This window comes from Nitrospira sp. (assembly GCA_024760525.1).
Taxonomy (GTDB): Bacteria; Nitrospirota; Nitrospiria; order Nitrospirales; family Nitrospiraceae; genus Nitrospira_D.
Map to the genome: position 1 here is coordinate 3,928,505 of CP060499.1, position 14,218 is coordinate 3,942,722.

Here is a 14,218-nt window from a genome sequence, read left to right on the forward strand (position 1 = left end):
CACCTTCACTTTTGTTGGTGACCAATACGCCAGACCCGGTGCCGTTTCAATGAGTGACCGAGACGGAAACGTTTGGTACGAGTTCTTATGCGAACCGGGCTAGAACAGTCCTGCAATCCCGGTGGAGATTTTTTCTTGGACGATCGGGGTGGCTTCGGGAATGTCTAAACTTTTTTGCCGCACGTGGCCGACCATTCTCATCTTCTGCACTTTCTGCACGGCTGCCGTCTGGCTTCCCGACGGCTGACCCAATGTCTTGCCCATCTTGCGGTCGGTAATCTGCACGTCGGTGATGCACACGTAGGTCACACCGTCTTCCTTCGGCGGCGGCTGCATACCGGACATGCCGGGCATCCCGCCGAATCCTGCTCGTCCACCGCTCATGGCCATGGCCTGTCTCATCATCGCGCTCATGTCCGGCATGCCGGCCATTCCCATGGCAGGCCCGTCACCCATGGAACCGGCCGAGGCCATCGCGGTGCCTCCGCTGCTGATACCCGCGCCCGGGCCCGATTTGGCCACGCTTTCCGGCGTCACATCGTCGGCGGCCTTGTGGCAGTAGATCACCTTGGCCTGTATCCAGTAGTTGGCCTGTTCCGGCACTGGCACCAGTTGATATCCCTTTGCCGTCAGCTTCGTGTTGACCTCATTCAACGTCACCTGCTGGTTTTCCGAGACATTCCTGAGTTGGGTGTAGACGCTACGATTGGTATTGGGATCGAGGAAGATGGTGTTGCTGTTCATAAGGCCGGATCGGATCACGTTGGAACAGCCGGTTGTGGCTGCAGCCAGCATGACGAACGTGAGGATGAGGGCGCGTGATCTCATGATCTAGCAGACTGCGGAAAAACTCGGTGCTGACGCCAGAATTATTTTAGGATGCTCAAAAAACCATTATTCTCACCCGCCCACCCCAGCGCGCCAAGACGCGCATTTCACCGGGCAAGGCCGCAGCGAGCGAAGAAGCGAGGAGGTACATACCGCACTTCGTGTGAACCGTTCACCCATCGAATTGATCCTGGTGAACGGATAAACTCCACCAGTTTGATTCTTCTTCACGGTTGAGCCTCTGAGCGATGCGAGAACGCCGCTGGCGGACTTTTTCAGCATCCTGCTAAAAGTTGCCTGCCACAGCGGCGCTGAGTTTCTGTTGGAGTAACGGCGTCGCTTCGGCTTCATCCAATTTCTTTTGGTGCACATCGGCGGCCAGCCTCGTCTGGTACACGCCGGGCTCCTCCCCTGTTCCTGATTTCATTCCGCCGGGAAGCTGCCCGACAGCTTGTTCTGTAATCTGGATGTCGGCCACGCAGGCATAGTTCACGTCGTCCGGCATTTTGGGACCTGATGACGAGGAGCTGATCAGATCGCTGATCCCTTGAATCGCGCTCAATCCCATGGAGGCTGCCGCGCCGCCCATCGCGCCATACGGGCCCGCCATGCTCGCCATGCTGGTCAGGCCTTGCATGGCCCCCATCGTCGAGCTGAAGGCCGACCCATAGCCGCTCGCCACCATTGACTCGACCGGCATCTCGGGCTTCGTGATGTTGCAGTAGACGATGTTCGCCAACACGATGTAATGCGCGCTATCCGGATCGCTCACGACCTGATACCCCTTCGCGGCTAAGCGTGGTCCCAGATCATGAAACGAAACGCCCTGATTGTCGGACGAGTTACGAGCCTGAATGAAGACTGTTTTCTGTGTGCTGGGCGGCAGGAAGAACGTGTTGCTGGAAATAAGATCCGTGTCTTTGATGTTGCCGGCGGAGGCGGTGAGCGGCAACAGAAGGAGAATGGACAGTGCCAGGTATCGCATCGACCCCCCTCGACAAAACCGCACGGATTGTACGCCAACGACAATTCAACGGCAACTGCGAAACGTCGCGCAAATGCGTCCTGCTCATGGTCCGCCGCCGGCCGGCTGAGCCGCTGGTCTCGACTTCCGTTTGAGCGTCATCGTCGTGGTTTCGTTGCAGAGCTTGCTGCAGGTGGTGGTCATGATCTTGGTTGCCAACACGTCGCCTTGGTTCACGATCGTCCAGCCGTTCACGGGAAAACCCGCCAGTTGCCAATTGAACGTCATAAACCGTGTGATCGTGAACAGGCCGCTCCAGAATGCCGTCGGCACCGGAGGCGGGGGCGGCCCTTTGCAGGGTGTGACGCGGCCGACCTCATCCGTATCCCCAGGTCGGATGAACAGCCCATAATCCACCACCGCTCCATTGCGCTGTTGGGGCACGCCCGCTGTCACATCGAACGTGGTCACTCCCTTGCCCTCGACGACCACGATACAGGGAATCATCTGTGACGGGACCGTCTCGTAATACAGCGGTCCCTGACCGACGTAGCCTCGCTCTCTCGTATAGCGCAAGGGCACGACGGCGCGGGCATGCGATTTCCCATACTGCACCGTCCCGACGATCATGCTGTCGAATTCCAGCACCAGCGACGGCGCGGCCAGTTGCCAGAGATTCTTGGACTTGATGCGTCCGGCCCGCGATGTGCCTTTGTTGACGTAAAAACCCGGTGGATCGTTCGGGTCGCCCAAGTCCGATGGAGCGACGAACCGAAACACCGCCGGCGTCTTGGGCGCAGTTCCAACGGAAGCCGGCGACGCATGGCCGCCTCGATAATCTTCGATCTCGGATAGCCGACCCCAGGTCGGTTGAGCGCTCTTCACCGTGTGGATCTCCGTTGTCACGTCGGTGGATTGGCCCGGCCCCACCTCCTCCGTTTTCGTCGGTGGGGTAACGTGCAATTTCACGCACTCGCTGCCGTTTTGCTGGTCCTCCGGCTTATTCCATTTATCTTCGGCTTCGCCATAGGCTTTCTTCGCAAGATACGCAATGACGTCTACACCTTTTCTGGCCATAGAGAGGCAATCGCTCTCCAACACCCCGGAGACGACATTCGCCCCTTGTGACACGGCGCAGGTCGGAGCCGACATCTGCTGAATGCCGCCGCCCGGGTCGAGCACCGCCTTGACCATGGCACGCACGGCCGTGGTTCCTCCCGTAGCATGTTTGGCCAGACCTCCATTTCGTGTGGTCATTTCGCTCACGAATGTCACATCCACCCGAATCTCTTTGAGCATGGCCTCGTCCGTCACCTCGCCCTCAGTTTGCGCGGTGACGCTCTCCATCTTACGGCTTATCGTCGTCTGACCGCCCTCGCTGACTGAGCTGGAAATATCTACGGTGAGTTGCGCATCTCCTGACAAAATCCCTTCAGCCGTCGGGCAGCGCGGTACGACGGCCCTGATCTTCATCCCAAATTTTCCGCCTCCCGAGACGCTCTTGTCCTTAGCCTCGGTATCGATGCCGAACCCGTAGCCGTCATCCGAGCCGACATGTTCATCGTCGACTGCCAGCGCATCGAGCGTCATCGACAAGATCGCGGACCCCTTGTCGCTGGATTGAGTCACCGACCCGCCGCCGCTGTGCATGGCGCCCCCCATAGGCCCGTCCACCAGAGTCAGATGAGGATTTTGATCGCGCGCCGCACGGACAGAAGGGAAGAAGCGTTTGAACGATGGAGGGTTTGGATAGGATGCCGGTCGCACGACGGCTTGCGATTCATCCAACTCCAGCCATGACGCATTCGGCAGCGCTTGTCGCCGCCGTTCCAGATCCTTGCGCGCCTGTTGTTCGACTTGCGGGAACATGGCGCGGAGGGTGGAGACATGGGGAGCGAGCATCTTGTCAAACGCCGGCCGCGCGTCCGGTGAAAGCCAGTCGTTCGACAGGATCTGTTCAAAGAAGAGACGGTTCCTCTGCTCTGAAGTCGGCTCGGCCGTGACCGTCATCCACACCGAGTGCAGACGGATGCTCTCGATAATGTGATCGTGAATGTCCCGTTGTTCTTCTGCGTTCAGCGACGAGGGTCTGTCGGACGGTTTGCGGGGTTGCTGAGCATCGGCATTGAAGGGAAAGGCGAACAAAAAGAACAGCAAGATATATCGCATCGAGCGCCCTCAGCCTTGTGGCACGGATCCTAGGCGCGCGACAGATCAAATAGCAACGGCCAACCTGAGCTGAAAATGTACGGGTTTCATCATGGACGACCTTGAAGAATCGTTTCTCGTCGGCTAGCATGGGCGGCCATTCCAGCCGCTTTCGGCGCGCCAGTAGGGAGAACTTCGGTGCGATTTCGCGTCTCACTGGTCCTTGTCCTCCTTGTGACCGCTGCGTGCGGAGGCGAAACCAAGCACCTGCCGTCTTCGAATCCGCCGGAGTTCGATCCAACGAAGGTCTACACGGCACCAGCCGGACCGCCCGGTGCACAGTCAACGTCGATCAAGCCGACTCAACCGACTGAACTCGAACGGCTCCGGTCCAAGCTCGATTCGCTGGGAATCGACCGGAACGCCAAGGACGAGGGGAAAAAGGTCCCGCTCGATCCAACCTTGCTCCACCTGTTCAAGGGAGTCACCGACCCGTGCGAGGCGCTCTCGCGGCTGGCGCCCGGACTGGGCAGCGCGCAGCTCTTTACAGGTCATGAAGGTGCAGCGCTGAAGAAGGCCTTGGGTCCGGACGCCGATGGGATTGCCCGTCGAATGGATGAGTACCTGGAGGAGGGACTCAAACATTCGCTTGGTCCCGGCGCGGCGGATTGTCCGATCTCCGTGCGGCCACAGCAGAAAAGTCGCCTCTCTCAGCCGCCACGCCTCGTGCTCGCTCACAGGACCTCTACCCAGCCGTTCCTCTTGGCGCAGACCACGATTCCTGATGCGTCGCAGGATGACTACGACGTGCAAAAGAGCGTGCGCAAAGAACAGCCTCCTCCCGACTGGGTGGGCTGGAAGTCGACGGAGACCATGACACGGATCGGCAAGAAGCCGCACACGGAAGGCGTTCGAGAATATTATGAGATGGTCATTGCTCCCAAGACGAAGCGATGCCCGGATCCGGCTGGGATGGTGGAGGGGACTGCTGAGTGGTCTTTGGTGATGTACCGGGCCACGACCGGACCGGCCGGCGAACCCCATGGGGTGCTCTATCGCCAACTCGTCCGGGCCACACTCAAGGGCGAGGTTGACGACGATGCCAAGGTGAAGCATGTGGATTTCGATGTCACGGTCACGCTGCAACATATCGGCACCGCGCTCGCTCACTCCTCTCACACGTACGGAAGCCGTGGCCGCTTCACCCTCGATCAACGCCAGAAGGGGATTCCCCAAGAGCTAAAGATCATCACGGTCTCCGGCTTCTCGGAAAGCGAGGCTCAGGTAAAGGACGCCCACCTCCTCGGATCGCTCACGGCGCTGATGGCCTATTATGCGGGTCAGGAATATTTCAATGCCCAGACCGAATGGAACAAGCCCAACACCTGCGTGGAGATCACGTTCACACCGGCGACCAAGACGAAGAAGTTCAGTCCGAACGAGTCGGTCTCGGTGAAGACTGAGCTGCGCATCAAAAAAGAACAGGCCGTCGTTCCTGCCAAGTTCAAGGAGGCGAAAGAGAGGCCACGAGAAGGCAATGGCACCGTGTCCCCGAAGCAAGCGGAGTCCGCACTTGGATCTCCCGCCACCTTTACCTACACCATGCCGGAGAAACGGGTGAAGCGCAGCGGCTTTTGGGTCGGCGCCGTCTCCCGCGCAGGAGTGGCTCAAGCGCTGGACGGGGAATGGGAAGTGGTGGATGGAGGGCTGAGACTGCGAATGACCGATCGCATTTGGCATGACCCTGAGTCATCGTATGCGAAGATGGGCGGTGCGCAATTCGACGGAACTGTCCAGTTCGATATCCCGCTCGAACCGGTGGCGGAAGGATGGTTCAGAGGAGAAATCGATGTGGTCCGACCCATGGTGGTCCGCCATGTGAGGCCTGCGGCCAATCCCTGCGCCGGCTCTGGTTCCGAAACCGAGCATTGGCAGGTCTCGGCTCAAGTCGACCCTACATCCAAGTCCATCCTGATTCACTTGGGTTTTGTTACCTCGGATGAACAAGCATCATGGACATGCACAGGGCCGGCTGGGACCTGGACTCAGGAACTGACGGTCGACGTGCACAGCCGATTGAAATCCGTGCAGATGACGGCGAAAACAGGCACCTCGCAGGACTTCGGTGGTCGTGGTGGAAAACTTCTGGAGCAGCTCAATGTGACGGTCATGGAGGGAATCGATGAACCGGGCCGGTGACCGAGGAGAGTTCGGGATGCGGTTCCTGACCGTCGCCGCTCTATTGTTCAGTTACAGTTGCAGCGGCGACAAGCATCTGCCGTCCTCGAATCCACCGGAATACGATCCCACGAAGGTCTATACCGCGCCGCCTGCACCGCCCCGGCCCGCAACTCTTCCGACCGCACCGACTGAACTGGAATCGCTCCGATCCAAGCTCGACGCGCTTGAGGCAGGTCAGAAAGCAACGGGTAAGGAGAAGAAGGTCCCGTTCGATTCCAATTCACTACAACCCTTCAAAGGCGTCACCAATCCCTGCGAAATCTTGTCGAGACTCGCGCCGAGCCTGGGCAGCGCGCAGCTCTTTGCAGGCCATGAGGGTTCGGCGTTGAAGAAGGCCTTGGGCCCGGAGGCCGACGAGATCGCGCGGCGAATGGATGAGCAACTGGCGGAGGGCCTGAAACTTTCGCTCGGGTCCGGCGCAGCGGATTGTCCGATCTCGGTAAGGCCCCGTAAGAGCAGTGGCCGACTAGACCGGTTTCATCGGGCGCGCGTCGTGCTGGCTTCCACGACCTCCACCCAACCGTTCCTGTTGGCGCAAACGACGATCCCCGACACATCTCAGGACGACTACGATGTGAACAAACCTCCGATGCGCCGAGAGAATGCCCCTGCAGGCTGGGTGGGCTACAAGACCACGGATACCATGACGCGTATCGGCAAGCCACCGCGCACAGAGGGGATTTACGAAAGCTATGAAATGGTCATTGCCCCGAAAGCGAAACAGTGCCCGCATCTGGAAGGGCCGGATCTGAAGGGCATCGCGGACGGGACCTTCGAATGGTCATTTGTGATGTATCGGAGGGCGATGGGACAGGCAGTGTTCTATCGCCAGCACGTCGTCGCGACACTCAAAGGAGAGGTCGACGATAACGCCAAGATCAAACAGGTGGATTTTGACGTCACGGTCACGCTTCAACACATCGGCACGGAGCTTGCGCCCTATTCCCAATCCTACGGGAGCAGGGGCCACTTCACGCTCGATCATCAAACGAGTCTTCCCCAGGAGTTTCGAATCATTACGGTCTCGGACTTTTCCGAAGCGGGGGCTCAGGCAAACGATGCGCATCTCATTGGAACGCTCACGGCGCTGGTGGCCTATTTTTCAGGTCAAGAATATTACAGGGCCCAACTGTATTGGAACCACCCGAATACCTGTGTCGAGATTATTTTTAATCCGGCCACCAAGACACAGAGATTCGCTCCAAACAAATCGTACCAGGTGAAAACAGAATTGCGCACCAAGAAGGACCAGACGGTGGCGCCGGCCAAGTTCAAGGAGGCGAGAGAGCGGCCGAGGGAGGGCAATGGCCGTGTGTCGCCGAGGGAGGCGGATTCCCGGCCTGGGGCTCCTGCTATATTCACCTATCAAGCTCCCGCGACCAGGGTTCGGCATAGCGGATTCCGTGTGAAGGCAATCTCCCGCGCGGGGGTGGCCGAACCCAAGGACGGGGAATGGGAACTCGCTCCGGCGGATTATGTCCTCGAGTTCAAGTCGCACATCGTTCAGGAACCGTTGAATATTGTGAACCCGCAGTTCGGCATGGGGTTAAGTTCGAATGGGTTTGACGCCCATGTCGAGGCGACAGTCCCCCTCAGGCATACGGACGATCGCGGATGGGTTGGGGAAGGCGTGATGCACTACGCAACTCGCACAACGACTCTGCCGGCTCAGTGCGAATTCCGCGTTCAGGGCACCGGCACAACCACGTTTCATGTGAACGGAGGCTCGATCAGCAGTGACCCGGAGCCATTTGCCGTGAACATGATCATTCTGCCGGGGCAATCAGGAGAAGTGCTGGAGACCCACTGTACGAGCGGCAATACCCCTGAAAAATTGAAAGAGTTGTTTGCGACACAGGGTGTGCATGGCGGTGAGGCGCATGGCGTGACGGGAAAAGCCGGAGGGTGGAGCGGGGCCTTCAGCTTCACTCGCTTCAGGACATTCAATATGGCGAAAAAAGGTTACGAGATCGGCGGCTGGACACAGGTACGCGATTCTGACGTCATCGCCAAAAAAACTCTCACCGTCAATTGCAGCATAGGGCTACAGACCTGCCGGGAAGAGACGACACTGACCTTGAAGCAAGCGGATGAGCCGGGCGAAGGTGCATCCCCAGCGAGATGAAATGTGACTGTACTAGGGAAGCCGTGAAAACCGGAGCTCTCTGGGTTGCAATTATTGTTCTGCTGCTTCAAGGGTGCGGCGGCGACAACCATCTGCCGGCTTCCAATCCGCCTGAGTACGATCCGAAGAAAGACTATTCACCGCCAACCTTGCCTGCTGCAGCGCCAGCATTTGCGCCACAGTCGGACAAAAGATCAGAAGAGTCGAAGTCGCCTCTATTTGAATTGCCGCCGCTCGAACCTGGACCGAATGAGAAAGGCGAATGGCGGAAACTTCCGGTTGCGCCGCAGTCCATGCAACCATTGAAGGACGCGAAGACGGTTTGCGATGTTCTGTCGAAACTTGTGCAAGGCCTGGGAAGCGCGCAGCTTTTTTCTGGTGCAGACAGCGGGGCGTCGAGGAAATCGCTTAGCGCACAAGCTGACTCGACCGCGTGGTCGCTGGACCGGCTACTGTTTGACACCTTCAAGCAACAATTCGGTCCCGGCGCAGGGACCTGTTCGACGCTTACGACCAGCCACAACAACGGCTTCGAAGATCTGGTGAACGCGGCTCGTATCCTGCGCACGTCTGGGCCGTCGAGGGCGCCCTTTCAGATAGCCCAGACAACGGTTCCAGAGGGAGAGAGGGAGGGGTATACCATCACCAAGGGATCGACGAAATTGGATATTCCGCCTGAATACGTGGGCCATAAGACGAGGGAGTGGAGAAAAGAGGTCGGGACAGGAAGGAATGCCGGCAATATCAACGCCTTTACGCTGGTCAATGGTGGGAAAGCACGCAAATGCCCGACGCCGGAAGGAGTGGTTGAGGGTGAGTACGAATTTGCGCTGATCGTTCATCAGACAACGGACGATGCCGGGACGATTCGAACGTTGTATAACGCCCGGCGTGTGTTTGCCACATTGAAGGGACAAGTCGACGATGATGCGAAGCTTCAGTATGTCGACCTCGATGCCACGCTGGTGATCGGACGCGGAGTGACCGATGGCCCGACGCTCTGGTCCCGTCAGCGCCAGCATGTCCGATTTGTACCCGATCACCAGTCTGCAGGGCTTCCCACACAGTTCTCCAATTGGTCCATTTCGGAATGGACCTCGGAACTGGTTGGTGCGTCGGAACGTGACTCCATGAGTATGTTGCTGCTGGCCGCAACAGTGTTCTCCGGTCCGATTTACTTGGACGCGGAACTTACCTGGTCCAGAGAAAACACCTGCGTGGAGATTACCTTCAACCCTGTGACGAAGACGCAGAGATTTGTTCCGAGCAAATCGTTTGACGTTAAGACCGAACTGCGGACCAAAAGAGAGCAGGTGATCGTTCCGGCAAAGTTCAAGGAAGCGAGAGAGCGGCCCAGAGAGAGAAACGGCACCGTATCCCCGCGGCAAGAGAGGTCACAGCCCGGCGCACCGGCCAAGTTTACCTACAACGCTCCGCCCACACGCGTGCGGCATAGTGGATTCAGGGTGGGGGCCGTTTCACGCGCAGGAGTGGCGGAAGCCAAGGACGGTGAATGGGTGTTGGGAGAGGGGGCATACGTCTTGGAGTTTCAATCAAGGATTGTCTCTTCAGGGCTGGTCGATCCCGCGCAATCTCAAGCAGAAGGGACCATTCGCCTTGAAAGACAAGACGAGGAATCCTCCAGTGCCGTTCCGAAATACACCGGACAGGGTACGATCAGCTATCAAACCGGCCCGTTGCCGAACTGGAATGCCTGTGATCCGTTGGTTCGTGGACAAGGAACTCTCCCTTTGCGCGTGTTTCAGGCTTTTATTCAGATAGAAGAACCGCGAAGTGGGCCTGAAACATTATCGGGAGGTTCCGCGAAGGTCGAATTGCTTTATGGCATTCCCGGAACGTCCCAGGAAACCAGCACGGGCATGCATGCCATGGTGAATTACGAATGCGTCCCCAATCGTCCCGAACTGTCGCCCTTTTGGTCGCCCATGTTCATCAGCGGACGGGGTGAAGTCTCCACGGATCCCATGGTCATGTTCCTGCTGAAAGATTGGACCTACGTCGGCCAGAACGGTGTCGTGGCGACCAAAACGCTGAGGAGCACGTGCGGCGGTATGTGCGATCAGGAGGTGAGTGTCTTCACGTTGAAGGTGCAGGAGTGAACGCGCGCGTGATCGGCAAAGGCGAACAGGGATCAGCGAAACTCACGCCCCACGACACCGACCGCAACGATCAGACCGCGGTTCCCATACGGGACTCGTCGACGAATGTCTCGGTGGAATCGTCGATAGCCCGGCCCTGGCGGCCTTTCGCCGGTAGGATGTAGAGCTGTTTCGCGTCGACCTTGTCTTTCTTCTCCGGCGGCGGCGACATTTCATAGACCACGGGCCGTCGGTGATCGGCCATTTGCAGCTCGGGATTGTAGACGCTGTTGAACTTCCACAGCATCTTGATGAAGTTGGTCTGGCCCCGCATCAAATGCCCTGCCGCAATCTTGGCCGTGCCCTTGAGCGCGGCCCAGCCGAGATGTTTCTTGTTCAAGACTTGTTGGGTTTTGACCAGTTCCGCGTAAAAATCAGCCAGCGGCATCTTGGTCGGCATCACGGCGTGCTGAATATCGAACAGACGGTAATCCCGCGTGTGGAGCTTGCGGGATTCCGTGACCCAGCTCTCAGTGCCGGGATACGGAGTATTGACGCTGATATTCACGATCTCCGGAATATCCAAACACCACTGCCGCACGATCTCAAACCGCTCCCGATCCCAATCGGGATCGGCGATGAGATTGATGGCGACGGTGATTCCAAGAGAGCGGGCGAATTCGAGCGCCTCGAAGTTTCTGCCCAACGAGATGCGTTTGCGATGCATCTTGAGGCCTTCCGCATCGATCGCCTCCACACCCAGGAACATGTACTGGAGCCCGAGCGTCTTCCAGAATTGGAAAACCTCCTTGTTGCGCAGCAGGACATCACCACGCGTCTCCATGTAATACTGTTTCTTGATCCCTCGCCGCGCCACGGCTTCGCCGATCTCCATGCCCTGCTTGGCTTGGATGAAGGCCACGTCGTCGACCAGGAAGATGCCCGGTTCTTGAACCTGCTCCAGCTCCTCCACAGCCTTTTCCGTGCTGACCGTTCGATAGCTGCGGCCATAAAAAGTCCAGGCGCTGCAGAAGGAACAATCCCACGGGCAGCCCCGCGCGAACTCGACCGAGGCGCAGGGATCCAACACACCGATAAAGTATTTGTGACGGTTTCGGAGCAGATCGCGCGCAGGACGGATATCGTCCAAATTTTCAATGAATTGTGCGGGAGGTCCTTCGCCATCAAGAGTCACAACCCCCGGCACTTTCGTGATCGCCTTGCGATCCTGTTCGACCGCCATGAGCAACTTAGGCGCGGCCACTTCTCCTTCGCCTTTGAGCACACAATCGATGGCGCCGTTGCCGTGCTCCAAAAAATCCTTCGCCACGAACGAGGCGCTATGGCCCCCGACAAAGACGAACGAGTTCGGCAGTTCCTGCTTGGTCAGCTTCGCCAAATCCACGATCTCCGGAACATTCGCCAGGTAATTGCAGCCGAACGCAACGGCGTCGGGCTTCCACGTTCTGATCAGCGCCTGATAGTCCTTCCACGTATCCGCCTGCAAGTCGATCAAACGGACCTCGTGTCCCGCTTGGCGGCACGCCTGAGCCACCATCTCAAGTCCAAGGGGCTCCAGACGAAGATAAATCTTGGTGTACATGAGCGGACCGGGATGGACTGCGAGGAACTTCATGACCCCAAACCTCCTGATCTATGGCACACTGAGCCGATACACTGGTCCTGGAATTCGAACGGCGAGACCGGCCCACCTGGTTATTCGTGACGTGACACTCGACGCGGGGACGGATTTTGACAGAATGGAGCCTGAGGTGCAACCTTTTACCACTAGCCCATCGAAGCTTGAACCGACCAAGGCGATCTGGCATTTACTCGGTCGGATGCTTACCATACCGGCATGCTGCCTCCTGAACGCACCCTGCGTCAGCGCATGGTCGATCTCCTGACCGAGGCTAGGCTGACCACCGAGCAGCTGGCCCGGATGCTGGGGATTCCGGAACGGCAGGTAGAGGAGCACTTGGTTCATGTGGTAAAAACGGTGTCTCGGGACCGCTCACGACGGTTTGTCCTCGAGCCGTCCATTTGCGTAGATTGTGGATTCATGTTCCGTGATCGAACAAGATTGACACGACCAAGCCGCTGCCCGCAGTGCCGCAGCGAAGGGATTTCCTCTCCTCGCTATCGCATTGATACACTCACATCACGCCGGAGAGATGCCGGGAAAGGACAACCATGACGACAGCACGACTCGTACTCTGTGCCCTCTGCTTGACACTGCTCAGCTGTTCCGATCAGAAGGCCAAGGAACTGTTCGAAACCGCCGCCTTCGAAGAGGCTCAAAGCAATCCAGCCCACGCCAAGCAGCTCTACCAAGAACTGGTGAATCTCTATCCAACTACCAGAGAAGCCGAAATCGCTCGCTCCCGGATTGCAGATCTCAACAGCAGGCAATAGACGCTGTCGCCTGTACGTATCAGTTTGACTCGCTCAAGCATCCGGCCGCGCTCTTTCAACAGCTTACGCACGGCGCCCTACCTTTGCCGCTCTCACGCCCACCTTTGGTGGCATAGCGAATCCTCTCTCTTCGACTAGATTTGAGAAGGAACAACGATCTGAATGTAACCACCTAGCCGGGAGAGGGCATGATGAAAACATACGCGATCCGCAAGAAGCTACGGACCCACGTTCAATGTCAGTTCTGCTATTTCTGCGACGGCGCGCTCGCCAATGGGATTGTCTGGGACCTTTCGGAAGCAGGCTGGCGTTCGACGGGAGAGCATCCCATACCCGTTGGGTCCGAGACGACCGTCTACATCACCCTGAGTAATGGACACAAGATTCTCATCGATACTGCGGTGGTGCGCTGGTCGGAGGGACGCGAAGCGGGATGGGAAATTACGCGGATGGATGAAGCCAGCCGGGCCCGCCTGATGGATTTCATCGAACAGTTCAAAGCGGCTGAATTGACCTCGAAAACATCGGACAAGGTGCGTCGGCGCTAGCCATCAGCCGCCTTGACGGTGTCAGGACTTAACGGATATGTATGGGCTTGGTCGAGGAAACCACGGAAAGAACGCATTGGTCGTCGCCTGATAGGCTTTATATTCTTCACCTCGACTTGAAAGCGCCTGCCGTTCTGCCCGAGGAATCCCCGTTATCTTGAGGAGGGCCAACCCCATACCGATCGGGCCGATCAATGTGAATACCCACCCGGGCGCTCCCAAGGTCATCACAACATAAGAGCACCAGTGGAGCCATTCAAAAAAATAATTCGGATGGCGCGAGTAGTTCCAGAGGCCTTCTCGACAGACGCGGCCCTGATTTCTCGGATCGGCACGGAAATGCGCGAGTTGCCGGTCGGCTCTCGCTTCACCGGCTACGGCCACTCCCCAGATCAGCAAACCGATGAGCTCGACCAAGGCGGAAGGAGGCCGGGGATTCCACATCAGCACCAGAAATGGGAGCGAGAACGCCGCCACAGCCAGCGCTTGCAGGAGAAAGTACGCGAGCATTTTCGCCGACTCTGACTCACCCCATTCCTCACGCAGTCGGCGATACCGAGCATCTTCCTCTTTCCCGATCACACGATTGAATAGAATGTGGAGCGCGAGCCGTCCCGCATAGAGCGTCACCAGCATCACCGTGAGGAATATGCGATCCGTGCCGCCGCCCGCCTGCGAGGCGTACCATAGGACCGTGAGGATGAGCCCCACACACCACCCGACGTCCCCGATCGCCGCGTTCCTTGTTTTCCGCTGCACGGCCCATAACAGAGTCATGACGATGGTCATGACCAGATAGGCCGCCAGCACAAGGGGCAACGGATCCGATACGAACATCCCATTTTCAGGT

The 14,218-nt window shown here is 58.1% G+C and carries 11 protein-coding genes; 6 read left to right on the plus strand and 5 right to left on the minus strand.

Annotation, left to right across the window (positions count from 1 at the left end; genetic code table 11):
• Positions 1–99 precede the first annotated feature (99 nt).
• The 3 genes from H8K04_18470 to H8K04_18480 form a co-directional block, all read right to left on the minus strand.
• Positions 100–828 (minus strand): hypothetical protein, encoded by a 729-nt coding sequence (locus tag H8K04_18470; protein ID UVT15759.1) that lies wholly within the window; start codon positions 826–828, stop codon positions 100–102.
• Between the two features lie 286 nt (positions 829–1,114).
• Positions 1,115–1,813 carry a hypothetical protein gene (locus H8K04_18475; protein UVT15760.1) on the minus strand — a complete coding sequence of 233 codons (699 nt, stop codon included), beginning with the start codon at positions 1,811–1,813 and terminating at the stop codon, positions 1,115–1,117.
• Positions 1,814–1,897: 84 nt separating this feature from the next.
• A complete protein-coding gene (locus H8K04_18480) occupies positions 1,898–3,961 on the minus strand; it encodes a hypothetical protein (protein UVT15761.1) in 2,064 nt (687 codons plus the stop codon).
• A gap of 177 nt (positions 3,962–4,138) precedes the next feature.
• On the opposite strand from H8K04_18480, the gene H8K04_18485 reads away from it, so the two are divergent.
• Genes H8K04_18485 through H8K04_18495 form a run of 3 tightly spaced genes read left to right on the plus strand, consistent with a single transcriptional unit; the run spans position 4,139 to position 10,426 of the window.
• Entirely contained in the window at positions 4,139–6,139 is a 2,001-nt protein-coding gene (locus H8K04_18485; protein ID UVT15762.1) for a hypothetical protein, read from the plus strand.
• Entirely contained in the window at positions 6,123–8,306 is a 2,184-nt protein-coding gene (locus tag H8K04_18490) for a hypothetical protein (protein UVT15763.1), read from the plus strand. The genes H8K04_18485 and H8K04_18490 overlap by 17 nt, the downstream gene beginning before the upstream one ends.
• A 23-nt stretch (positions 8,307–8,329) precedes the next feature.
• On the plus strand, positions 8,330–10,426 hold the full coding sequence (locus H8K04_18495) for a hypothetical protein (GenBank protein ID UVT15764.1): 2,097 nt from the start codon (positions 8,330–8,332) through the stop codon (positions 10,424–10,426).
• Positions 10,427–10,496: 70 nt separating this feature from the next.
• On the opposite strand, the gene hpnR is transcribed toward H8K04_18495, so the two are convergent.
• Positions 10,497–12,041: a hopanoid C-3 methylase HpnR gene (gene hpnR, locus H8K04_18500; GenBank protein ID UVT15765.1), complete on the minus strand. Its 1,545-nt coding sequence runs from the start codon at positions 12,039–12,041 to the stop codon at positions 10,497–10,499.
• 222 nt (positions 12,042–12,263) lie between these two features.
• Here hpnR and H8K04_18505 point away from each other — a divergent pair, with 222 nt between their 5' ends.
• The 3 genes from H8K04_18505 to H8K04_18515 all read left to right on the plus strand — a co-directional run bounded on the left by H8K04_18505 (position 12,264) and on the right by H8K04_18515 (position 13,368).
• The gene (locus H8K04_18505; GenBank protein UVT15766.1) at positions 12,264–12,602 is read left to right on the plus strand and encodes a transcriptional regulator; all 339 of its coding nucleotides are present in this window, start codon (positions 12,264–12,266) and stop codon (positions 12,600–12,602) included.
• The gene (locus tag H8K04_18510; protein ID UVT15767.1) at positions 12,599–12,820 is read left to right on the plus strand and encodes a hypothetical protein; all 222 of its coding nucleotides are present in this window, start codon (positions 12,599–12,601) and stop codon (positions 12,818–12,820) included. The genes H8K04_18505 and H8K04_18510 overlap by 4 nt, the downstream gene beginning before the upstream one ends.
• Positions 12,821–13,008: 188 nt before the next feature.
• Positions 13,009–13,368: a PilZ domain-containing protein gene (locus H8K04_18515; GenBank protein UVT15768.1), complete on the plus strand. Its 360-nt coding sequence runs from the start codon at positions 13,009–13,011 to the stop codon at positions 13,366–13,368.
• Positions 13,369–13,389: 21 nt separating this feature from the next.
• Here the strand turns inward: H8K04_18515 and H8K04_18520 are convergent, their stop codons facing one another.
• Positions 13,390–14,205 carry a DUF1295 domain-containing protein gene (locus tag H8K04_18520; GenBank protein ID UVT18041.1) on the minus strand — a complete coding sequence of 272 codons (816 nt, stop codon included), beginning with the start codon at positions 14,203–14,205 and terminating at the stop codon, positions 13,390–13,392.
• Positions 14,206–14,218 lie beyond the last annotated feature (13 nt).